We start from the raw sequence: 23,348 nt of genomic DNA, 5'->3' as shown, positions 1-23,348 counted from the left end.
TCCATCGTAGAGGACGTTTAGTCTTCTGGTCGCTCGCCCGCGTTGGCCATCTTGACCAGTTTGGGGTCGAAACGTGCGACGCTATCGACGAGGTCACGCTGCGACGCCATCACTTGCTCGATGTCTTTGTACGCCATGGGAACTTCGTCCAATCCAGCCGACATCAACGTCACGCCTCGCTCATCGAGAAATGCTTTGACGTCTTTCCAATTGAATTTCGCTTTGGCCGCCGTACGACTCATTTTACGTCCCGCACCGTGTGAAGCACTTAGCAACGACTCCGCAACACCGCGACCGCGAACGACATACCCCGGCGTTCCCATTGAACCAGGGATAATCCCCAGCACACCTTTTCCCGCTGGGGTCGCTCCCTTGCGATGAACGATCAATTCTTCGCCACCGTGAGTTTCCTTCCACGCAAAGTTATGGTGGTTCTCGATGTCCAACAACACGTCGACACCAAGGTGGCCGGCGATCTCGCGGTGAATGCACGCATGGTTTGCTTCGGCGTAGTCGCCCATCAGGTTCATCGCTGCCCAATATTCGGCGCCCGCGTCACTATCGAGATCGAGCCATGCCAAATTGACCAACTCGCGAGGAAGTTCCGGATGAAGACTCTTGGCAATTCGGCTGTAGTGATCGCAAACCGCCGCACCCGTCCCTCGTGAACCACTGTGGCTAAGCAGTGCAAGATAGACACCTGCAGCTAGCCCAAGGTCATCTTCGTCTAGCGTGAGCGTCCCAAACTCGACGAAGTGATTTCCACTTCCGCTGGTTCCGAGTTGCTTCCATGCCCGATCACGATTGGTTCGCGTGATGGGCGAAACCGACCAATCAGCATCCATGACTTCATGATCACGTGGTTTTCGAAAACTCGCACCGATTCCAAACTGAGTCTCACGCTCAATCGCCCCGCGCAGCGTATCGGTTTTCTTTTCCAACGCCGAAACCGGCATGTCGAGTACTGTCAACTTCATTCGGCAAGCAATGTCGACCCCAACGGCATAGGGAATAACGCAATCCTTTGTAGCCAGGACGCCGCCAATGGGCAGTCCGTAACCTTGATGAGCGTCGGGCATCAAGGCACCGGCGACTGTAACGGGCAACTTGCAAGCGTTGGCCATTTGATCAACCGCACTACCTTCCAATCCATCGCCCCATTGCCGCCATGGCGCTGGTGCATCGCGACCTACGAAGCGGGCTTGGTGCTGGAATACTTCAGTTAGCGAAGCTGCCAGCGTCCCCCAAAGTTCATCGTTGGCGAAAAATTCCGGACTCTCCACGATTGCTGCAATTCGTTCGCGCAACTCCGCTCGCTTAAATCCCTTCCCCGCGGCAGCCTTAACGGCTTCCATCGCAGCCTGCATCGCGATTCCTTTGGGAATCCCCAAGTTGTTGAGTTCACGCGCTTTCATGCTTTCCATTCCTCAGCCATCGGCAATCGGCAACGCCCGACTTACCCTCTCAAAAAGTCTAGCCGTTTAGAGCCAACTCGTGCGTGATGTGTTCGCTGTAAAACGAAGCGGCCGCATTGAATGTGAAAAGAAGAATATCTGGGCGCTTCAGTTCGCAGCGTTCTCATAAGTGCAGGTCCACGCCCTGGTAGATCCACCCTGGTAGATCCACTCTTGAAGAACCCCATCTAACTATTAGGGGCACAGTCGTGACATCAAACAGTGAAAGGAATACTGATAAACGCGAGTCCACTTTTTAAGAATTGACATCAGGTCACCTCAGGCAAATGTGACGAAAACGGATGGGTCTGAGGTCCTCAGCGAAGTAGATTGCCGGATGTTACAACAAATCCAAAAACTGTTCCTCGCCCCAGTCGTCAACACTGCCTTCCCAAGCGATTGCCCGATGTTCCTCTGACAATTGGCTTGCTCGTCAACAAATTCCAGAATTTCCTAGTAACACTTCGTGGGAATGCCCGCTTGGTCAAAGAGACGCCCGCCACTGCATGGCGGAAAGCCAAACACACTCTTACGAAAGGCAGTCCGATGAACCGCGAATTCAATATCGAACGCATTTTCAACGTCGCTGTGATCCTGATCGCTACGCTTTCCATCGGTATCGTGTTCCTTTACGGATAATACCTAGCCTGACATCCTCAGACGCGATGTTCTGATTGCGATCAGTTGATGCCGAAATTGTGATGGTCATCATGATCGTCGTCCTCTAGCGGAGCCGAAAACAACGCGACCCGTTCATCGCCGAGTGAACGACAACGTTTGATGATGTGCAAGGCGTCAATCGCCGAAACATCGCCGTCCTGGTTTACGTCAAGCGTGGATAGCGATTCACCGGATTGCCCAACTTTCGCTGAGAAGCCGCCGATACCGCTCATCGCAGTCCGGCTGAGGTGATTGATTAAGACCAATGCATCGAGCGCGCTGACTCGGCCATCCCGATTGACGTCAGCGGCATCAAACTCAAGGTTCGACTCGAGCCAATTCTCATCGTCTGACCAAATCATTTCCGACGCGACTGCCTGCTGAAGCGGTTGCTGCTCTGACTGTCTCATCGTTGCCGGGGACGAAACGTCGAGCTGAAGATGAATGGCGGCAGCCTCCGTGAACTCGGGGACGGAAATTAGCCATCCTTCGGCAGTCTTCTGAGTTGCCCATACGACGCCTCCTAAAACATCCGTGGCAATCAGATCCGGAGCAGTCAGTTCGTCGAATCCAGCATCATAACTCAACAACAATTGCAGATCGTCGATCGGCGGCGGCGGATCATTGATGACTCCATCAGCCCCAAGGCCTCGCAACGATTGAACGAACCGAAAATCGTTGGCGATCAAAATCGTTCTATCCGTCGCATCATCTGGATTGACGTGCATTTGAATGTGCACGTGCGCACTGCCTCCAGTACTTTGCAAGCGCGCGGGAAGTACCGAATTCAAAACTTGAAGCAACGCCTCCTTGGATTCTGTGAACCCATTCGGCGTCGACCATTGCCAGGATGGATTATTTTCGATCACGACACCCCCAGAGGCTTCGAACTGACTGAGTGCGGATTCCTGATCTACCGATAGCGTTGAACGCTGAGTTACAAAGACAAACTCGAACCGCTGAAGGTCATAATCGGGGTCTGCTTGTCGCCAATCAGCGATCACATTGACCGACCGGTGTTCAGTGCGAAACGCTTCGTAAGCCCCAATCACGGGACCAATCGCTTCCGTGCACCTAGACGCGAGCGATGGCAACGCGTCACGCTGACTTTCGCTAAACAAGATTGCTACTTCCGTAGCTGTAGCCTTACCTGCAACAGCTCCTGAGAGCTGGTTCCCCAAGGCCATCCCTGCCGCCACGGTTGCTCGAGTCGACGTGCCCTCCGGATCATTGGCGACCAACAGGTTTGCTTCAGGGACGTCGATATTGGCGACACCACCGTAGGTAATGCTCGAAGCGGTGAACGCGCGAATGTGTGCTTCATTGGGAAAACTCGCCATCCAAATATGTGGTGGGGCTCCATCGGAAGCATCGCGAAGAACCGTCCAACCTAAGGCTGCGCGAAAATCTGCATCGGGTTCGTAGACGTCCGGATGGCTTTCAAAGAAGTCCTCATCGAAACGCGTCGCAAAAGTGAACTCTGATTTGCCTATATCGTCGGCAGCCAATTGCGTAGTGGTCTGCTGAGAAAATAGCCCTGCCAACGGCACGTTACTAATGACCATGGCCACATGCGGGAACTGTTCGTGAATCGTCTCTGACAGCTCTTCGAAATAGGCAGTTAAGAAATCGGCTTTGTAGCGTATCCATGCCTCATAGCTTTCGCTTGAAGCATCCTCGGGCACCGCAAGGCCTGTTTCGGAGACGAACCCCTGCTCAAATGCGCCTCCCCAACAACCGATCTCGGGCATATGGTAGGAATCGAAAAAGAACGCTTCGGATCTCATCGCCGCTAGTTCCAACAATCGCGACTCGACTATTTCAGCATACTCCGATGCAAGATCCAGATACGTTCCACGGCGGAAATGCACGATGGGATCGCCCGATTGCAGACGGCACACCCATTCCGGATGACTCTCCGCTAATTCGGCTTCGGAAGATATCCAGTAGTAGTTGATCAGATGAACATCGTTGCGATATGCCTCGTCAAGATACTCTTGCGCGAGATTACGACCGGCCTCAATCTCGATACCGGCGTTGGTTCTAGCATCGGCATACGATGAAGTCGGCCCGACGTCAGGCGTGTAGCTTGGCCACCATGGGTCTTCATCGCGAGCAATCTGATGCCGCCCTAGTACGTTTGCGCCAAGCGATCGCGCTCCTTCAGCTGCAAACGCCCATTCAACGGTGCCATAAAAATCTGAATATCGGGATTGGGATGAACCGCACCATTGCGAGAATGCAACTGAACTCGATTCTGTTCATACCAAGACGGAACCTGGGTCGCTTTGGCGGAAACAATGGGAAGGGTTTGAAAGTGTTGCCCCGTCAGCGCGGAAGAAAACCGGAGACGACTTTGCGAATGCAGGTCGCTGTACTGAAGCAAAACAGTGCTCAGCGAAGAACTTGTCGTTGCAAGAACCAACTGGCTCGACTCAAACCCGTTTCCCTGATGCACAAGGCCATCGCTTCAATTCGAGCCTCATTCCATGGACCATCCACCGCTAACATCTCACGTGGTGCGAGTCGTTCAAAGCTTCCGAATCGACGTGGATGAGTAAAGAGGGATTTACGTGGCTTCACGAACGGGTTCCCATCAACGGATGCCTAAAAAGGCTTAGGGCGAGAATGGCAAAGGCAAGAGGTTATCCTAGTTCACGGAAATAGGAATTCACAATTTCCGACACAGAGGCCAGTACGTGCCAACTTCGGGAAGTGCCACAAGGCCAGTCACCGTCGAAAATGTTCTACAATCGGTGTACATGGCTTAACGAAACTTTACGTGTTCTATATTCACGGACGATCCTCGTCGACGGAACATACGCACGGTTCATTATCCCAAATTAGCTGATCTGATGTTTACTGCGACTGTTTTCCACGGTACTAAAAGCTACCAACGTGCATTAAAGGTGGGACTGTTCTGCGTGCTGGTTGCATTTGTACACAGCCAAGGTTTCGCTCAGGATGTGGTTTCGCAAAAACTTGCCGAACAGGCTGAGAAGTTTGCATTGGAGACCAACGAGCTGCATCAGATGATGTCGGCTCAGTTTTCGAAACTTGAGAACGTAGCGTACCAAGCAGGCGACTCAAATCAGCTCGCTCTTATCCAAGCCGAGCGAGAAGAGTTCACAAAACGCCGCATTCTGTCTCCTTGGCTCGACGCTGAGTTTCGTTCGACGTATGCCGAACGAATGTCAAAAAACTGCTCGCTACTTCAACGAGTCTGGGAACGGGAAATTGCGAAACACCATCGCAGAAAAGACTATGGCATCGCCAACGATTTGGAAACCAAACTGGGGGCGATGCTTATCAGTGCTCGCGGCCATGGTATCGCACTGCCCTCGGCAGCAGTTCTTCAGCAAGGCGATTTTGCCATTCGCAACGTAGCCACGGGGCTAGCCATGGACGCCACCAAGAATTCAGAACTGATCCTCGCAGCCGAAAACCCGGCGAGTAAGAGTCAGCGGTTTCGATTTCTTTTGTTCGACGATTCGGTTGCGATCCGAAATCTTGCGAGAAAGCGAGTGCTGGACGTGCCACGTGGTACCCGTGAACCCGGCACTCGGATCATCTACTGGCGTGGTAACGGCAACAGCAAGAATCAAAAATGGAAATTCGCTGAAGAGGGTCGTCAATTGAAGATCACCAGCCTAGCATCGGATCTTGTGTTGACCGTCGAAACCGATGTCACCAACACGGTTGCTTTCGTGGAACAACAAGAGGATAAATCTTTACCCACGCAGCGTTGGATCCTTGTTCTGAAGTCTCGTTGAATTGCATTTCGTCTCGAGCACGTCTGCTGATTTCGCCAAGACCAAGACCAAGACCAAGACCAAGACCAAGACCAAGACCAAGACCAAGACCAAGACCAAGACCAAGACCAAGACCGCGTCTTGCAGCGCCAAGCTTTTCCCACACCTGGCGACTTAGTTACGCACTTTCGTTTGCGGACAACTTGACCGCTGTGCCATAGGCCAACATTTCGGCGGCGTTGTTGATGATGACGGAGGTCGAAAAACGAACGCCAACCACAGCATCAGCGCCTAACAGTTTCGCTTCGTCGACCATTCGATCGATAGCCTGTTCACGAGCCTCGCCCAGAAGCTTTGCGTACTCGTGGATTTCTCCACCCACGAGAGTCCGCAATCCCGCCATGATGTCGTTTCCGACATGACGAGCTCGAATCGTGTTGCCCCGCACCAAACCGAGCGTGTGAGTAATGGTATGGCCCGCGACTTCTTCATTGGTGATCACTAACATCAAATTTTGACCTTTCGATATTTATCTGTTATGGAAACGAGCATGCGTTGACGCAGAACGGTGTAGAACAACAAAGCCAAACCCGAAACGCTGCCAATGGCGATTAGTTTGGCGAGAACACTAACGCCGGTATCCGCAAGAAACATGACGCTTCCTACGATCAGCGGTGGCAACAAACAAACGGCTAGCAAGACCCACCCCGCAGTCTCCGTTGCCGTTGCGATTGGGTCTTGGTGCACACGATCCCAGTGCTGCTGATCCAACGACATCGCTGGTGTTTTACCAACGGCTTGTTGCAGAGTTTGCATTTGGTTGAGCAAAGATCGACATTTCTCACACTCTCGCAAATGCAGTTCCACGCGTTGGCTTTCTTGTTGTGTGAGCTCGTCGTCGAGATATCCCGACAATGCCTCACCGATACTTTCACAAGTCAACATGACTCACTCTTGGTCAAGGGAGAAAGAAAACGCTCGCGAAGTTGCAAACGTGCTCGATGCAAACGACTCATCACGGTTCCCTTGGCAATTCCGAGAACCTCACTGATCTCGTCGTACGAGAGCCCATGAAAATCTCGCAAGTAAATGATCTCGCGAGAATCGTCGGCCAATGAGTCTAAGCAATCACGAACGAGTCGCTGCTGCTCGTTCTCGGCAGCCTGGAAACTCGGGTCATCGCCCATGCTTCCGCCGGGGTCGAAGTGGTCGCCCACGCAGGATGGCCTGCGTTTGCGTTTCAGATCGAGACAACGGTTGCGAACGATTTTTAGGAAGTACGCTTGCATGCTTCCGTTCGCGCTTTGAAATTGATTTTGATGCTCAATGAATTGCCTGAGGGCATCCTGAACCGCATCAGCCGCGTCGTCGCGATGCTTCAATATTTGAAACGCCAGCGAGTATCCACGATTGCCCAATGCTGCGAATTGATCGGCGTTCAGCGATGCAATCGTATTCATGGGCATTTGGACTCAATTAACAAGGACGGCAATTACCAGTACTACGTCCTAGGCGGCAATTTATTCCCGATCAGGCTCAAAAACTGTCAAATTCACGCTGATATTCAGCACTTGATGCTATGTGAGAGTGAGCGGAATCAGCGTTGATCCACAATTCGGATGACTTGATTGCCACAATCACCCAAACCGTCATTCGCGGCCACGGCGAAAATGCTGGCGATGATACTGAGACTTCGAGCAGTCTCGCATGTACCTAGCTCACTATGATCCCTAGTGCTGTGCTGATGATCGAGAGAGTTACGATCGCAGTGACGATTCGAACAAGAATGGGTTCGATGAAGTTGATTTTGGCGAGCATGCTGTTGCCGGTTTGATCTGAAATCTGTTCAAAGGCGTGTTCCAGTGACCCGGACATTTCGCCGACTTCAATCGTGGCCTTCTCGTCGTCGCTAAGCAGGCTGACTCGTCGGAAGGCTTCCGCCATGGTCGCTCCACTTTCAATGGCCGTTGCGGCTTCTGACAAATCATTTCGAGCCGCTTCGTTGCTGACCGTGTCCGCAGCAATCCGAATCATCATTTCCACACGATGACCGCCCACGCCATAGAGCAGCGACATCACTCGAAAGAAACGATGCAGAGCAATCTCCCGTTCCAACGCCCCCAAAAAAGGAATCGCCAATCGAGCTTGATCGAAGAAGGACCGGACGGGCGTCATCATCACGATGATCACGATTGCCGCTAATTGTCCCCACGAGAGCAATTCCATCAACAGCAACGATAGGGCACCCGTGATCGACCCCATTCCCAGATGCATCAACACCTTAATCACGGATCCGAAAAGCATAATGGCGATCGGCATTAGCCACAGTTTGCGAAGAGCACTGGCAGTACCCGCGAGCAACTTGCAATGACTTTCTAAGAAAGAAAACGCTTCATCGAGTCGCCCGGAGAGCTCTCCTGCTCGCACGACCGGTAAGAAGAACGGTGGCAGCCTCGATTGGCCGCTGGCAAGTGCATCCGCAATCGACGAACCGCGAGCAACCTTCGCGGCGGCGTCAATCCAAAGTCTGCCCAACTTGGATTGCCGTAACGGCTTGAGGCACAACTCCAAGGCTCGCGTGATATCGGACGCCGACCGCACACACATTCCAAAATCGTGGCAGAATTGTGCCAGCAGTTTGTAAGGCGGGCCCTGGATCGCGTTCCAAAGATTCCTAAACCGATAGCGAGCCTGACGCCACAGCCACTTCGGCAACTCGCTCTCGATCGATGCTGCGGGCGCTCTTCGTGGATCGGGACGTTCGACTCGGTTCATGCCCCATCATAACGATCGGCCTGAGGCACTGCAGCACCGACCAGTTTCGTGCTGTGAACAAGTATCAAGCGCATTGGGCGTGGTCTATGAGATATGGCTGGTCGATTCTCGTCACACTATAGATGCCGCTGGCTGGCGAGAAACTAGCGTCGCAGAAGCCCACGCCGAAATTTCGCGTAGCAGCAAAAGCAGCGACCGAATCAAACGAACCGACAAAACGTATCCGAACTTGATCTTACCAGGGTAAACTACTAAATAGCACATCAGAGTCGGGTCAGTGCATGGGTTGCTGAACGACTCAATCCCCTCAAGCATCCTAATTTCCGCAAGCATCCTACGAGAATCCTGTGACCATCCAACGAGACCGAACCAGCCGAGTGGAATTTTTGTCCTGGTGCTTGATGGGCAGCTTAGCCCTTTGCCTCGCGACCGGTTGCTCGTTTTCGTCGCGTTTGGGATCGGGCAGTTCGTCCGTCACCGCAGAGGACATCTCAGAACTGACCGGTGGGATTAGTGAAGACCGCTTAGTTCTGGCAAAATTCGGTGCTCCCTGGTGTGGTCCTTGCCGCCAAGTTGACGCGGAACTTGACAAGTTAGAAAAGAGCGACGGTCAACAGGTTCACGTGATCAAGATTGACGTCGATGACGCTCCGGAACTTTCGGCCAAGTTTGGCGTGCAGTCGATCCCCCACATGTTCTTGATCAGCGGTGACCAAGTTGTCGATCAAACCGTTGGCTATCTATCGCACTCCAAGTTGCAAAGCTGGATCAAATCGACGGGCCCTGTGCGCGTGGGTCGAACTCAGACCAACCCGTACGCAGCGAGCGACTCGGACGAGTAAACGTTGCTATGCGTTCACACGCCGGGTAATTACTTCACCGTCAATTACTTCACCGACTATTACTTCACGGTCGACTACTTAACAGGCAATTGATTCACGCGCAACGACGGCGCAGCCAACTACTTCACAGTCGCGGCAAAGTGCGTCTTCAAGAACGTCTTTAGCTTTCGACTACGGATGTGCTTTGGATCGGTCAAGTTGAGCGTAATCTTGGTTTGATTGCCGCGAGACGTAGGGCGATCTATTCGCAAGCTGGGCAGTCCGTCTTCGTCGATCGCTTCGGGCGGTCCGGCAAGCGTGACCTTTAGGGATTCGGGCGTCTTAGTTTCAATCTCGGCCCAAGCCTTTTTCGATCCGTTAGGTTTGACGGTGACGATGCCGGGTGAGTCAAAGGCTAGCGAATCATCCCCCGCTACCGATTCGATCAATGCCAGCGCCGCGTCCGCCATTTCGAGTGGCCATTGAGGTTTTGTTCCATCTGGAAACCCTTTCCCGAGCGAATGCCAGCGACGGCCCAATACTTTCCAAGGGTCGAGCGAACCGTTGGATTCGGACTCCTTAGAATCATTGGATTCCAAAACGGGTTTTGAGCTTGGCTTTGATGCGGACTCTGACGCCGATTGTGGGATAGGCTCCGCCGCTTCGACGGTTGCAGGTTTAGGCTTTGCCTTTCGCTTGGGTGCATCGAACGTCTTAGATCCGTCGAGTGCGGAATCTTCGATGGCTTCCTGCAGGTACGATGCCGTGACACTAACACCGGGACTCGGTTCATGTCGCTTAGCTTTGGACCTTCGTTTCGTAGCGGTGGCCGCAAGATCTTCCGGCGTTCCCGTGAACACGATCTCACCGCCATGCACACCGGCCCCAGGCCCCAAATCAATCACCCAATCGGCGCACTTGATCACGTCGAGATTGTGCTCGATCATCACAACGGTATTGCCCAAATCGACTAACCGCTGAGTCACGCCCAACAGCTTGTCGATATCATCAAAGTGCAAACCGGTTGTCGGTTCATCGAGGAGGTACAGCGTGTTGCCCGTAACCGGACGCGACAACTCGGCAGCCAACTTCACTCGCTGGGCTTCACCGCCCGAAAGTGTCGGTGCTGATTGACCAAGCGTGACGTATTCGAGACCGACGTCGCAAATGGTTTGCAAGATGCCTTGAATCTTGGGATAGGCCGAAAACAATTCAACGGCCTCGCCAATTGGCATCTCCAACACATCGGCGATCGACTTTCCGTGCAGCTTGACCTGCAACACTTCCTCTTTGTAACGCTTCGAATCACATTCGTCGCAGGGCACATACACATCGGGCAAGAAGTGCATCTCGATTCGCAACTGCCCACTGCCTTCGCACGTTTCGCATCGACCACCGGCTACGTTAAAGCTAAAGGTCCGAGCGGTGAACTTACGCTCGGCGGCTTCGGGAATCTCGGCAAACAAGTTGCGAATATGATCGAACGCGCCGGTATAGGTCGCCGGGTTACTGCTAGGTGTGTTACCAAGCGGTGATTGGTCAACGCGAATGACCTTATCGATGTGGCGAACACCTTCGAGTTTGTCATGCCGTCCGGGACGAACTTTGGCGCGGTGCAAACGACGAGCGAGGACCGGATAGAGGATTCCATCAATGAGCGAACTCTTACCGCTGCCGCTGGGCCCGGTAATCGCCGTCATCACACCCAGGGGCAATTCCAGGTCAACGTCCTGCAGATTGTTTTCTTTCGCGCCGAGTACCTTTAGGAAATTAACCAACGGCTTCCCGGACTCGCTCATGACAGGACGCCGCGACTTCGGCACGGGAATGGACTTGGTGCCATCGATGTAGCCTCGCGTGACCGAAGTTTCCGCAGGCTCTATTGCTTCGGGACCACCGCGGGCAACAATGCGTCCGCCATGACGCCCGGCGCGAGGGCCAAAGTCACAAAGGTAATCACTACCCGCGATCACATCTCGATCGTGTTCGACCACCAGCAGCGTGTTGCCTTGATCGCGCAGGCGGTGCAACGCGCCGAGCAAACGTCGGTTGTCGCGTGGGTGCAATCCAATCGTGGGTTCATCGAGCACGTACAGGACGCCGCACAATCCCGATCCCAGTTGTCCCGCCAGTCGAATTCGCTGCGCCTCACCGCCCGAAAGCGTCGCGGCTCCTCGATGCAACGTCAAGTAATCCAGCCCCACATCGAGTAGGAAACTAACTCGCGAGGTCACCTCGCGAATCAACTCACCAGCAATCTTCTTTTCACGCTTGTCGAGTTTCCATGCGTTGACTTCACCGGCCAAACGATCCAATGGCATCAACACCAAATCGGCAATCGTTTTGCCTCGGAAACGAACCGCGGATGACTCTTCTCGCAATCGTGAACCATCGCAGGTGGCACAGTCGATCTCGTCGGTGAACTGCTCAAGCTTGCCCCGCAGTCCCGGCGTCAACCGCGACGCTTCTTCGAGTGCAGGGTAAAAGCCTTTGAACTGGAACCGAAACACGCTTTGTTTGCTTTCGGACTTGTCCTTCGTATCACGTTCCTGGACCTCGATCCAAGCTGGACCGGTTCCCCGAAAAAGAGTTCGTTTTTCCGAAACGGTCAATTCATCAAACGGAACATCGGTGCGAATTCCGGTATGACGTGACAGAGCTTTCAGCATCCAAAGCGATACGGAGTGCTCGACACTCGGCCAAAGCAACGAGGCACCTTCGGCAAGCGTCATGGTGGCGGACTCTATCAACGCCGCCGGATTTGTTCCGGTTTGCGAGCCTAAGCCTTCGCATGAAGGACACCAACCAATCGCCGAGTTGAACGAAAAGTGATGCGGTGTGAGTTCAGGGAACGATCGCCCACAACAACCGCAAACGAGATGCTGCGAATGAGTCTCGGTTTTCCAGGTGGGTTCTTCGCGATCAGGGTCCGCGAACGCAATTTCCAAGACGCCGATTCCCAGCGACAACGCCTGTTCCACCGAGTCGCTGATTCGAGAGCGATCAGATTCTTGAATCGCAATTCGGTCCACGACGACCTGGACCGTTTGCTTCTTACGCGGGTCCAAAGGCGGAGCTTCGTCAAGGCCTACCGTAACCCCATCAATGCGAACACGTTGATAACCAGTACTGCGAAGTGAAGCCCAAGTGTCTTTGGATGCTTCACCCGCTTGGACTTCGATTGGTGCCAGCAACAAGGCTCGGGTGCCTTCGTCATGCTGCATTACCTTGTCCACGATTTGATCAGGCGTTTGGGTGCCGACGGGAATCTGGCAATCCGGACAATGCATCGTACCCAACCGCGCCATCAAGATCCTCAGGTAATCGAATACCTCGGTCACCGTCCCGACAGTACTGCGTGGCGAATGTCCCAAGTTTTTCTGTTCCAAGGCAACCGCGGGCGACAGGCCTTCAATCTTTTCGACGTGTGGCTTTTGGACTTGGCCGATGAATTGGCGAGCATAAGACGAAAGCGATTCGACATAGCGACGTTGGCCTTCCGCATAGATCGTGTCCATTGCCAGCGAGCTTTTGCCACTTCCCGACGGACCACAGAAGACCGTCATCGCATCGCGAGGAACGTCGACACTGACCGATTTCAAGTTGTGTTCACTCGCGTGTTCAACGACCACATGAGTGCGTGATTTCTCGGATGCCGCAATCATCGGTCGATGGGGCAAGACCTGGATTGATTTAGATCGTTCGATGCCGAGCGATTTGGCTAAGGCTGCTCCGGTGTAAGAATTCGCTACCTTTGCAACGTCAGAGGGTCGGCCTTGGGCAACAATTGTGCCTCCACCGGCACCGCCTTCGGGCCCCAGATCGATGACCCAGTCCGCAGTCTTGATCACGTCGGTGTTGTGTTCGACGATCACAATCGTGTTACCGCGATCAGCCAAGCGATGAATCACGCCAAGCAAGAGCTGAATGTCGGCAAAGTGCAAACCCGTCGTCGGCTCATCGAGCACGTACAGCGTCTTGCCGGTTTCGGTTTTGGAAAGTTCGCGTGAAAGCTTGATCCGTTGGGCCTCACCACCGGAAAGCGTCGGCGAAGGTTGGCCAAGCTTGAGGTATTCAAGCCCCACATCCACAAGCGTTTGCAGTTTGTCGGCCACCTTAGGAATGTTTTCAAAAACTTCGAGCGCTTGCGAGATGTCCATTTCCAGGACATCGGCGATGGAGTGACCTTTGAACTGAACCGACAACGTTTCGCGGTTGTAACGACGGCCTTGGCAAACCGGGCATGTGACCCAAATATCCGCCAGGAAGTCCATTTCGAGCTTGGTAGCACCGTTTCCATCGCAAGCAGCGCAACGCCCACCATCGACATTGAAACTAAATCGCGACGATGTGTAGCCACGCGTTTTGGCTTCAGACATCTTGGCGTACAGATTCCGAATCTCATCGAAAACCTTCACATACGTCGCCGGATTACTGCGAGGCGTTCGTCCGATCGGTGATTGATCGATCGCGATGGTTTTGTCGAGATGTTCCAACCCGGTCAGCGAATCGTGATCACCAATTTCCTGCTCGGCGCCATTAAGAACGTTTCGCAAAGCCGGTTCGAGGATTCCGCCGATCAGCGAACTCTTGCCACTACCCGACACACCCGTCACGCAGCAAACCACACCGAGCGGAATCGATACGTCGATGTTCTTCAGATTGTGAAAACGTGCGCCTTTGATCGAGATTTGCGTGTTCTCGTCAATCGGACGCAGCGTTTCGGCTGGCTCGATCGAACGGGTTCCCGAAAGGAATTGCCCCGTCACGCTCTTGGCGGATTTCTTGACCGCATCAACACTGCCGGCGGCGACAATGTGACCGCCTTTGACGCCGGGGCCGGGACCAAAATCGACGATCAAGTCGCTAGCCCGCATCGTGTCTTCGTCGTGTTCAACGACAATCAACGTATTGCCCGCATCACGAAGGCGCTCGAGTGTTTCGATCAAGCGATCGTTGTCACGAGGGTGCAATCCAATCGATGGCTCATCAAGGATGTAAAGCACTCCAACAAGACCGCTGCCGATTTGACCCGCCAACCGAATCCGTTGCGACTCGCCGCCCGAAAGCGTGGGAGCGGTTCGCCCGAGGGTCAAGTATTCGAGACCGACACCGAGCAAGAAACCAATCCGAGCACTGATTTCCTTCAGCGCTTCTCCGGCGATGCGTTGACTGGTCGTGCCGAGCCGGATGTCCGAAAAAAACTTATCGAGGTTATCAATCGAAAGTTCGCAAAGCTCAGGCAAGCTTAGCGAATGGGTTTCCGACGCTTCGTCTCCAAAATCTGCACCGCTGGTGATGAGCACTGCGCTGGCTTGGGCATTCAGACGCTTTCCCTTGCAATCCGGGCAACCGATCGTTGCCATGAACTTCTCGAATTGCCGCAGTTGCATCTTGTTGCGAGTCGTTTTGTAGCGCTCAAGCAATTCCGGAATGAAACCCTCGAACGATCCGGAGTACTTCTTTGCTCGCTTGCCACCTTGCCAAGTGAACTCCATCGACTCATCGGTTCCCCACAACCAGATGTGCCGCTGCTCTTCGCTCAGGTCACACCACTTTGCTTCGAGCATCGTGCCTTTTTCAAGCTCAAAGTGCTCGTCCATCGCTTCGGCCACACCCTTGTAGATGTGCCGACGGTAGCGACCCATTTCACCCCATTGCCCGAGCAACACGATCGCGCCTTTGCGGATCGATAGCTCGTCATCGGGAATCAGTAGTTCAGGAACGAACGTGTAGAGATGGCCGAGTCCGTCACATGATTCGCACATGCCCTGAGGCGAATTGAACGAAAACAATTGTGGCGATGGCGGCTTGAAACTTTGACCGCACGAGCCGCACGCGTACTTGGACGAATAGAGAATGTCCTGCTTCGGTGCACCGGCCTGAGCGTCGTTGGCTTCGGACAGCGATACCATGATCGTGGACTCGCCGATCTTTAGCGCCACGTCGATCGCTTCGTTGATCCTGCCGCGATCTCGCGAGTCGGGTTCGATGCGATCCACGACAACTTCGACATCGTGCCGCTTTGATCGATCGAGTGTGGGCGGATCGCTCAACACATACGTTTCGCCGTCAACGCGAGCTCGCGAATATCCCTGCTTGCGGAGGTCTTCAAAGAGATCTCGAAACTCACCCTTTTGCCCTCGAACCACAGGGGCGAGCACCCAAACCGTAGCTTCGGTTGGCAAGTCCATCATTCGCGTCGTGATCGCGTCGCTGGACTGGGCCGTGATCTCACACTTGCAGTTCGGGCAATGACCGGTCCCCACTCGCGCGTAAAGGACTCGCAAGAAATCATAGATCTCGGTGATCGTGCCGACGGTCGAGCGAGGATTATTGCCCGAGGACTTCTGGGAGATCGAAATCGACGGCGACAGACCCGAAACGAGATCGACGTCGGGCTTGGGCATTTGCCCCATGAATTGACGGGCGTAGTTCGACAAGCTCTCGACATATCGCCGTTGACCTTCGGCGTACAGCGTGTCAAAAGCGAGCGACGACTTGCCGGAACCGGAAACCCCCGAGAAGCAGATCAACTGCCCTCGCGGCAAGGTGATCGAGACATTTTGAAGGTTGTGCTCGCGAGCTCCTTTGACCGTGATTTCCGTCGTCGTCATAGAGGCTGTCGAATCCTGTCGAATAGCGTGTCAATTTACGAGCTGCGTCGCGTTTAGCGTTCCCTAACACGCTAGAGGCGCGGGAAGGATAGAGAAAGGGGGGCGAAAGGGAAGTTAGCAAATCACGGGGTTTGACGCAGTTTCAGCCACGCCTTTCTCGCGAAATATCCAACCAGACCCGATCGAATTTCGATAGCAAAGCAAAGGCCCTCGAACCGCATGCCCCTCCCGCCTTCAAAATCGCTAACCGCGACCGGGCGAGGAACCAGCAGCGAAGGGCAATTCGCCAATAGCCAACAACCAATAGCCAACAACCAATAGCCAACAACCAATAGCCAACAACCAATAGCCAACAACCAGTAGCCAGTAGCGACCCAACGATGTTCACAGGGTCGCTATCAGACCTCGATAGATCAGATCGCTACCAATTGAGTGGCAAATTCAGGGGCACTGCCCATTCGTCCGAACGTTCCTCGACCGAATGTTTCTCGACCGAATGATATTGGCAGACCCGAATCCATCAACACAAAACTCGCAATTTGGCATCCCAAGTGCAATTTCAGGCGCCAGCGAGGATTTGCGACATCGCATTCTTGCGAACATCGTCGTCAAAGAACTCGAGTGCTCGGAAGTAGCGTTCCTGGTCCTTTGATGTCTCTGACTGCAGGATCAATTGCCCCATCAATTCGGCAGCTTTGTTCGAACGGGCTCGCCAAACAATGTCACGTCTGGCTGGTGAGTTCCAATCGTCGCCCACCGCTTCAAGCCAATGATCAAGGCAGGCATCCCACTTGCCTTCCGCCGACAAGCCCAACGCCTCGAGGTACCAGCGGTCTTTGCCATCGTATTTCAACGCCAACGCCGTCCAGAGCTCCACCGCCTTCTCGGAATTGTGACCTCGCAACAAGACTGCCAATTCCCGATGCACCTGAGGTGACGAATCATCCATCATCATTTCGGCAACCGCCAAGTCGTCGACTTGGGCGGATTGGCGTGCGGCTCGAATCGCTGCCAAACGAATGTTGGTTTCGGAATCCGTCAGTGCCTTCATGATTGCCGCCTTCTCGGTGGATGCGGTCTTCGCCAACAACCACATCCAACGAGCCCGCAGGCGAGCATCGGTAACTTTGTCCGCATCGAGGTAGTCGTCGATGTTGGGAGCATTTTTCGACCACATCGTCTTGATTGCCTGGCCCGCCAGGAATCGGGTCTCATTGTTGGGTGAAGCCAATGCTTTGGACGCACCTTCTAGGCTCGTGAAGTCTGGTTTCGATGTCACATAGGACTCATGGCCCGGCACCGTGATGCGGAACAAGCGACCTTGCTTCGTATCGCCCATTCGGTGACCACCGACGCCCGGATCGTACCAGTCCGCAACGATCACCGATCCATCAGGAGCGGTGCAAACATCGACCGGACGGAACCAAGGATCCTGAACACCCCTGACCATGTTTTCAATTGTCGCGGTGTAGCCGGCACCCGAGTCCTGGACGGGATAAGCACGCACCACGTTGGGTCCTGGGTCGGTATGGATGATTTGATTCTGATATTTCTCGGGCAGTAGGTTGCCTTCGTAAACGATGATCCCGGTCGGCGAACCAGCGCCAGTTTGCAATAAGTTTGGAACCACACCTGGGTCGTTGAGATGCCAATGGCGTTCGCCAATGTCTTCTCGCATTCCAATTCGCTCGGCCTGCCAATAATTACCGCTCTTCTCGTTGCGGTAACCATAGTTTCCAAATTCCATCACGAAGTTGATTCGTGTGCCGCGGTTGCCATCGTCGTCGTTATCAGATTGCCACATCGCGCCAAACGAATCCACGGCGACTTCCCAGTTGTTGCGGAAGTTCCACCCCAGGGTTTCGACGTTTGACCCATCCAAGTCACAACGGAACACCATCCCATGTTGGTAAGGTTGACGCGTGTCGTTGACGACGTTGCCAGCCTTGTCCACGATCGGTTTCCCAAACGCGTCCTTGAGCTGCTTGCCCTCGTTGCCAAAGTTAAAGTAAAGCTTTCCGTCGGGCCCAGGCATGAAAGAGTGAATACCGTGGTCATGTTGCTCGCCGGATATCCCGGTGAACATCAGCGTTTTCTCGTCCGCCTTCAAATCGCCGTTGGTGTCGCGAAACACCATGACGTTTTCACCGGCGGATAGGATCACACGATCGCCCAGGACGCAAATTCCGTGTGGCGAATCAACGTCGGTGCCTTGGTAGAAGACCGTCGTCTTGTCCATGGCTCCATCCTGATCGGTGTCCTCCATCACCAAAATTCGATCACCACTTTCGCGGACTTCGTTGTTGGGATTACGGAAGTGACGGTAATTGACCACTTCGCACACCCAGACTCGGCCAAGATGGTCCACATCGATGCTTGTGGGACTCAGCATCATGGGCTCGGCAGCCGCCAATTGCACCTTCAACCCCTCTGCAATCTCGAAGCCAGCGATCGCATCATTGGCTTCACGACTGGGCGGGCCACCGGCTGAAACAACGGCGTTGAAGGCGGCTTCTTCTGGTTTCTTCAGCAACCGCAGGTAGTCCACCAAATCGACCAATTGCTGGACCGACATCGCCTTCTGCAGATCGGCGGGCATCAGCGAAACTTCTTGCTTGCGCAAGTCCTCCACATCATCGGCCGGGATTTTAGTCAACACAGCGTCCGCCGTCTTGATCGTGATCTCTTCCTCGGTCTCGCCCACCAACAAGCCCGTGATCAACTTGCCATCTACCGTTAGGCAAGCGTAAGTTTCGTAATTGTGGCTGATCCCGGCACTAGGATTTAGAATCGAGACGAACATGTCTTCCTTGGACAACTTGCTGCCGATCTCGGAAAGGTCTGGGCCAACTTCCTTGCCTTCGCCGGCCACCTTGTGACACTTGATGCAGGTGCCTTCTTTGTTGAAAACCGCTTTGCCCGAGTCCGGGTCGCCATTGATTTGCGATAACTCGCGAATCGACGGAATCACTTGGTCCGCGCTGGTGACCGCTGGCTTTAGACTTTCAATCTTCTTGGCTGCATCGACGACTTCTGGTGTCCATGAACCAAGCAACGCGTTGCTGACTTCGAACTTGACGCCTTCAGGTACTTTGTTTTCTCGTGCCAGTCCCAACAACAATTGTTGCCCATGCCAGTGCTTGCCAATCGCCGAAGCCGCAGCGCTACGAACAGACGTGGGTTGCGACTGATCCATCATGTAGGGCATCAAGACTTCAGCCACCTCTTTGTTTCCAACGTGACCAATGGTTTCGATCAACGAAATCCTAGCTTCACCTTCGTTGTTAGAAATCAGGTCAGCGATGGGTTCCATCCCACCGGATTGAGCCAGCATCTTGGCAGCTTCAATCGAAGCTTGGCCGGCATTGGGATCTTTGATAATTCGAGTTAACGCAGTTGCATCCGTCGGCACGCCTAGTTGCCCGGCGATGCGAAGGTAGGACGCCGGGTCAGATTCCGATAGGCGTTGCACGTGGCGTAGCACGGCCTCTTTGCGTTGGGGGTAGTGGTCGAGCTTAGCACCAGGGATCCTCAACATCGCTTGAACGATCGCGTGATCAGCGGCCGCACTACCAGTGGCCGCAGTACCGGTGGTCGATTCGGCAGCCTCCGCCGCGACCCAGCTTGACGATACGACCGCCAACAAACAGCACAACACGATGCGGTTCACCGTGAGTCGGTTTTGCGTGCGTTGCATTGGGGTGCCGCGTTTTGAAGTGCCGTGTATTGGGGTACGGCTTAGCAGGGAAAGGTGGGTCAGTTTGGGGCGGGAGGGTCGTCGCATAGGTCGTTTCCGAATCCTGATCCAAGGTGGGTAAAGGGCGGGGATGTGCCACTATAGTATTCGTTGGGGTGCCGAAATTTAAGCACCTCAATAAAACGCACCTTTTTGTTTCCCTCGTTGTCTCTCGCTGTACCTCGCTGTCCCCGCTGGAACCGACCAATCACTGTGCCGCGAACCGGGCCGAAAGTGACCTCAATCCGCTTTCTCAGGCACCTTTTGAAGGATATCGAGCAACACCTCGTCTGGTTGAATCCCTTCAGCCTGGGCTTCAAAGTTCAGCAAGACGCGGTGCCTCATTGCCGGCAAAAAGACTCGACGAACGTCTTCGAAGCTCACGTTGAAGCGACCCTCCAACAGAGCCCGAACTTTGGATGCCAGCGCCAGCGTTTGAGCTCCTCGAGGACTGGCACCCCATCGGACGTACTGATTCGTCGCATCAACGCTGTGCGGACCGTCGGGGTGCGTGGCCAGGTTCAACCTCACCAAGTAATCCTGAACGTGCGGAGCCAAAATGACGTTGCGAACCATCGCTTGCCACTTCATTAACTCCGATCCATCCATCACCTTTTCCAACGTCACCTTTTCGCCTCGCGTGGTGCGTTCAACAATCAAGTTCAAGTCTTCGCGACTGCTGTAACCGACAACCAACTTGAACAGGAAACGGTCAAGTTGAGCTTCAGGGAGCGGGTAGGTGCCTTCCTGTTCAATGGGGTTCTGAGTCGCCAAAACAAAGAAAGGCTTGTCAAGCACATAGCGATGTCCCCCCGCAGTGACCGTGCCTTCCTGCATCGTTTCGAGCATCGCTGATTGCGTTTTGGGCGTGGCGCGGTTGATTTCGTCGGCCAACAAAATCTGAGTGAACACGGGACCGCGTTGGAATTCGAACCGCCGATGACCCTGATCGTCCTCAACAATCATGTTCGTGCCCAGAATATCCGCGGGCATCAAATCCGGCGTGAACTGAACGCGGTTGAAATCCAAGTCCAGCACTTCCGATAGCGTCCTGACCAACATGGTCTTTCCCAAACCCGGCACACCTTCCAACAGAACGTGACCACCGCACAGGACCGCCGTCAAAACGCCATGGACAATATCATCGTGCCCCACAATGACGCGGCCGATCATTTCGCGCACAGCGTTGTAGCGATCACCGAACTGCTGTGCTTCGGCCTGCATCGATTCGACGGTGGTGCTCATGCTTGGATTTCAATCATACCGAGTAAAGGAAAAACAGGACGTTACCCGCATCGACGGCGCAAAGCGGCAACAAAAGAAGGCTCTAGCTGCCCTATCGAACCAGTTTAGCCGAATCCTCACCCGCAGTTTTGAACCAAGATGAAAATTATCGCCAAGCTGCCAAAGCGCTTCCAGCCCACTGGATCCACCTGAGAGGAGAGAAGACACGATTGAACCGAAAGCAATGTTCCGGGTACTACCTAAACTCGGCCGCGGGGACCTAGGCGGCCGAACATCCGGTCGAGTTCGTCGCGACTGAAGAACAGTGCGGTGGGTCGACCATGAGGACAGTGATGGGTGTCATGGTACAGATCCTTTTGCTCCAGCAGACTTGTAATCTCTTCGGGCGATAGTGGATCACCGGCTTTCACCGCCGCCTTGCACGCGATCGTCGAGAGCAAGTGGTTGAGCAAGTCCTTGGCGTCCGGATTCTTCCCAGCCGACAACAACGATTCGAGTACCGTTCGTAACATGTCCGCCGGTGCAGTGTGCGGCAACATCGCGGGGTACGCCTGTATGACCACACTATCGCCACCGAAATCGTCGACCTCTAGGCCAATTTTGGCCATCATGTCCTTGGCATCAAGCGCTGCGGTGCGCTCTTCAGGAGTGAGCGACACGGGCTCGGGAACCAATAAACGCTGCGACTCCAACGACGAGTTTTCTCCCAGCACCTTTTCGCACACTCGCTCATACAACACTCGCTCATGCAACGCGTGTTGATCGATCACGACCATGCCCTTCTCGTCCTGAGTGACGAGGTAACGATTGTGAACCTGGAAACCAAGATAACAAACGCTCGGACTAGCTTTGGTTGGATCGCCGAATGGTTGATCGTCCACCCCGGCGGTCTCTGAATCCCAAGGCGCAACGTCGCCAACATTTCTTGGGGTCGGCGGCGAGATCGAACCACTATCGGGAAACGGCTTGAAATCGGCCGTGCCCACCGGCGGTAACGACGATGTCGTTTCGCCAGTCCGCGCCCACTCGATCACCGACTGGCGTTGCTGGGCTTCGATGTCGTTTTGACGAACAGGCACAGCAACGTTTTGACGCACGGGGACCTGATGCGTCGACAACGCTTCGACACCCTCGCGATGAACGTGCGGATCTTCTTGCGAGACGGACTGCGCCGGTCCAACTCGCTGGGTCATATCGGTCTTAAGAAATTGGTGGCGAAGAGTTTGCAAAAGTCGACCATAGACTCGCCCGCCGTCGGTGAACCGGACTTCCAACTTCGTCGGGTGAACGTTCACGTCGATCAAGTCCGCTGGCATGTCCAATCGCAAAAAACAGACCGGGAAACGCCCCACCATCAACAAGCCTCGATACGCTTCGCCCAAAGCATGCTGTAAGGACCGATCACGAATGTGGCGGCCGTTCAGAAACAAGTACTGCATCCGATTGTTGCCACGACTGACCGAGGGATCGGCGACGTAACCGCTAATGCGAATGTCATCACTTCCATCGGCAACCTTGATCAACGAATCGCCAATCTCGCCGCCGAAGAACGCGCGAATTCGTTCGCTCCATTGCTGAGTGACGGGAAGATCGTAGATTTCTTTGTTGTTATTGGTCAGGACGAAATGGATTTGCGGATTGGCAAGCGCCAGTCGCGTGAACGCCTCGACGATATGCCCGCGTTCGGTCTGACTCGTTTTTAAAAAGCGATGTCGAACCGGTGTGTTAAAAAACAAGTTCTTTATTTCAATCACGGTGCCGGTTGGGCATCCGCAGGGTGCGGGCGGTTCGACCACTCCGCCTCGAACGACAATTTCCGCTCCCACCGTTTCGCCTTCGGCTCGACTACGGATCGTTAGCTGAGAAACGCTTCCGATGGACGCCAGCGCTTCGCCGCGGAACCCGAGTGTGCTGACGTGAAACAGTGACTCGTCGTCGGGCAGTTTGCTGGTCGCATGCGAGGCTACCGCTAACGGCAACTGCTCGGCGGTCATGCCGCAACCATCATCGCTGATTCGAATTGATTCGGTGCCGCCACCCATGATCGCGACTTCGATGCGGTGCGATCCCGCATCGATACTGTTTTCCACTAATTCTTTTACCACCGACGCCGGCCGTTCAATGACTTCGCCAGCGGCAATTTGGTTCACAAGATTGGGGGGCAATTGGCGGATTGTCCGCGGTCCACCCGAGATGGTCGTTGCTTCGCTCATGCCGTGCAATGTACCGGTGTGAGGGGAAAGCTCAACCGAATACGGACCAAAATGACCTTGCTTTGAGCGGGAAAT

The 23,348-nt window shown here is 54.2% G+C and carries 12 protein-coding genes; 2 read left to right on the top strand and 10 right to left on the bottom strand.

Annotation, left to right across the window (positions count from 1 at the left end):
• Nucleotides 1-17 precede the first annotated feature (17 nt).
• Entirely contained in the window at nucleotides 18-1,415 is a 1,398-nt protein-coding gene (locus Pla22_RS13660) for an RtcB family protein (RefSeq protein WP_146515106.1), read from the bottom strand.
• Between the two features lie 719 nt (nucleotides 1,416-2,134).
• On the bottom strand, nucleotides 2,135-3,985 hold the full coding sequence (locus Pla22_RS13655; protein WP_146515105.1) for a dockerin type I domain-containing protein: 1,851 nt from the start codon (nucleotides 3,983-3,985) through the stop codon (nucleotides 2,135-2,137).
• Nucleotides 3,986-4,969: 984 nt separating this feature from the next.
• On the opposite strand from Pla22_RS13655, the gene Pla22_RS13650 reads away from it, so the two are divergent.
• Nucleotides 4,970-5,887: an RICIN domain-containing protein gene (locus tag Pla22_RS13650; RefSeq protein ID WP_146515104.1), complete on the top strand. Its 918-nt coding sequence runs from the start codon at nucleotides 4,970-4,972 to the stop codon at nucleotides 5,885-5,887.
• Between the two features lie 157 nt (nucleotides 5,888-6,044).
• Here the strand turns inward: Pla22_RS13650 and Pla22_RS13640 are convergent, their stop codons facing one another.
• The 4 genes from Pla22_RS13640 to Pla22_RS13625 all read right to left on the bottom strand — a co-directional run bounded on the left by Pla22_RS13640 (nucleotide 6,045) and on the right by Pla22_RS13625 (nucleotide 8,641).
• Nucleotides 6,045-6,374 carry a YbjQ family protein gene (locus Pla22_RS13640; RefSeq protein ID WP_146515102.1) on the bottom strand — a complete coding sequence of 110 codons (330 nt, stop codon included), beginning with the start codon at nucleotides 6,372-6,374 and terminating at the stop codon, nucleotides 6,045-6,047.
• Complete coding sequence (locus Pla22_RS13635) at nucleotides 6,374-6,811, bottom strand: anti-sigma factor family protein (RefSeq protein ID WP_146515101.1); 438 nt, start codon at nucleotides 6,809-6,811, stop codon at nucleotides 6,374-6,376. Before Pla22_RS13635 ends, Pla22_RS13640 begins: the two co-directional genes overlap by 1 nt.
• On the bottom strand, nucleotides 6,805-7,326 hold the full coding sequence (locus tag Pla22_RS13630) for an RNA polymerase sigma factor (RefSeq protein ID WP_165440647.1): 522 nt from the start codon (nucleotides 7,324-7,326) through the stop codon (nucleotides 6,805-6,807). Before Pla22_RS13630 ends, Pla22_RS13635 begins: the two co-directional genes overlap by 7 nt.
• Nucleotides 7,327-7,579: 253 nt before the next feature.
• Nucleotides 7,580-8,641 (bottom strand): type II secretion system F family protein, encoded by a 1,062-nt coding sequence (locus Pla22_RS13625; protein ID WP_146515099.1) that lies wholly within the window; start codon nucleotides 8,639-8,641, stop codon nucleotides 7,580-7,582.
• Between the two features lie 347 nt (nucleotides 8,642-8,988).
• Here Pla22_RS13625 and Pla22_RS13620 point away from each other — a divergent pair, with 347 nt between their 5' ends.
• Nucleotides 8,989-9,483, top strand: a complete 495-nt coding sequence (locus Pla22_RS13620; RefSeq protein ID WP_242631989.1) for a thioredoxin family protein — start codon at nucleotides 8,989-8,991, stop codon at nucleotides 9,481-9,483.
• A gap of 119 nt (nucleotides 9,484-9,602) precedes the next feature.
• Here Pla22_RS13620 and uvrA read toward each other — a convergent pair whose 3' ends face one another.
• The 4 genes from uvrA to mutL all read right to left on the bottom strand — a co-directional run bounded on the left by uvrA (nucleotide 9,603) and on the right by mutL (nucleotide 23,273).
• Nucleotides 9,603-16,079 carry an excinuclease ABC subunit UvrA gene (uvrA, locus tag Pla22_RS13615; protein ID WP_146515098.1) on the bottom strand — a complete coding sequence of 2,159 codons (6,477 nt, stop codon included), beginning with the start codon at nucleotides 16,077-16,079 and terminating at the stop codon, nucleotides 9,603-9,605.
• Nucleotides 16,080-16,638: 559 nt separating this feature from the next.
• A complete protein-coding gene (locus Pla22_RS13605; RefSeq protein ID WP_165440646.1) occupies nucleotides 16,639-19,776 on the bottom strand; it encodes a PVC-type heme-binding CxxCH protein in 3,138 nt (1,045 codons plus the stop codon).
• Nucleotides 19,777-20,055: 279 nt separating this feature from the next.
• Complete coding sequence (locus Pla22_RS13600) at nucleotides 20,056-21,060, bottom strand: AAA family ATPase (protein WP_146515095.1); 1,005 nt, start codon at nucleotides 21,058-21,060, stop codon at nucleotides 20,056-20,058.
• Nucleotides 21,061-21,299: 239 nt separating this feature from the next.
• Nucleotides 21,300-23,273, bottom strand: a complete 1,974-nt coding sequence (gene mutL / locus Pla22_RS13595; protein ID WP_146515094.1) for a DNA mismatch repair endonuclease MutL — start codon at nucleotides 23,271-23,273, stop codon at nucleotides 21,300-21,302.
• Nucleotides 23,274-23,348: the final 75 nt, after the last annotated feature.

It is taken from the genome of Rubripirellula amarantea, from assembly GCF_007859865.1.
GTDB lineage: Bacteria > Planctomycetota > Planctomycetia > Pirellulales > Pirellulaceae > Rubripirellula > Rubripirellula amarantea.
The sequence above is the reverse complement of the archived record's forward strand: the minus strand, read 5'-3'. Positions and strand labels throughout refer to the sequence as shown.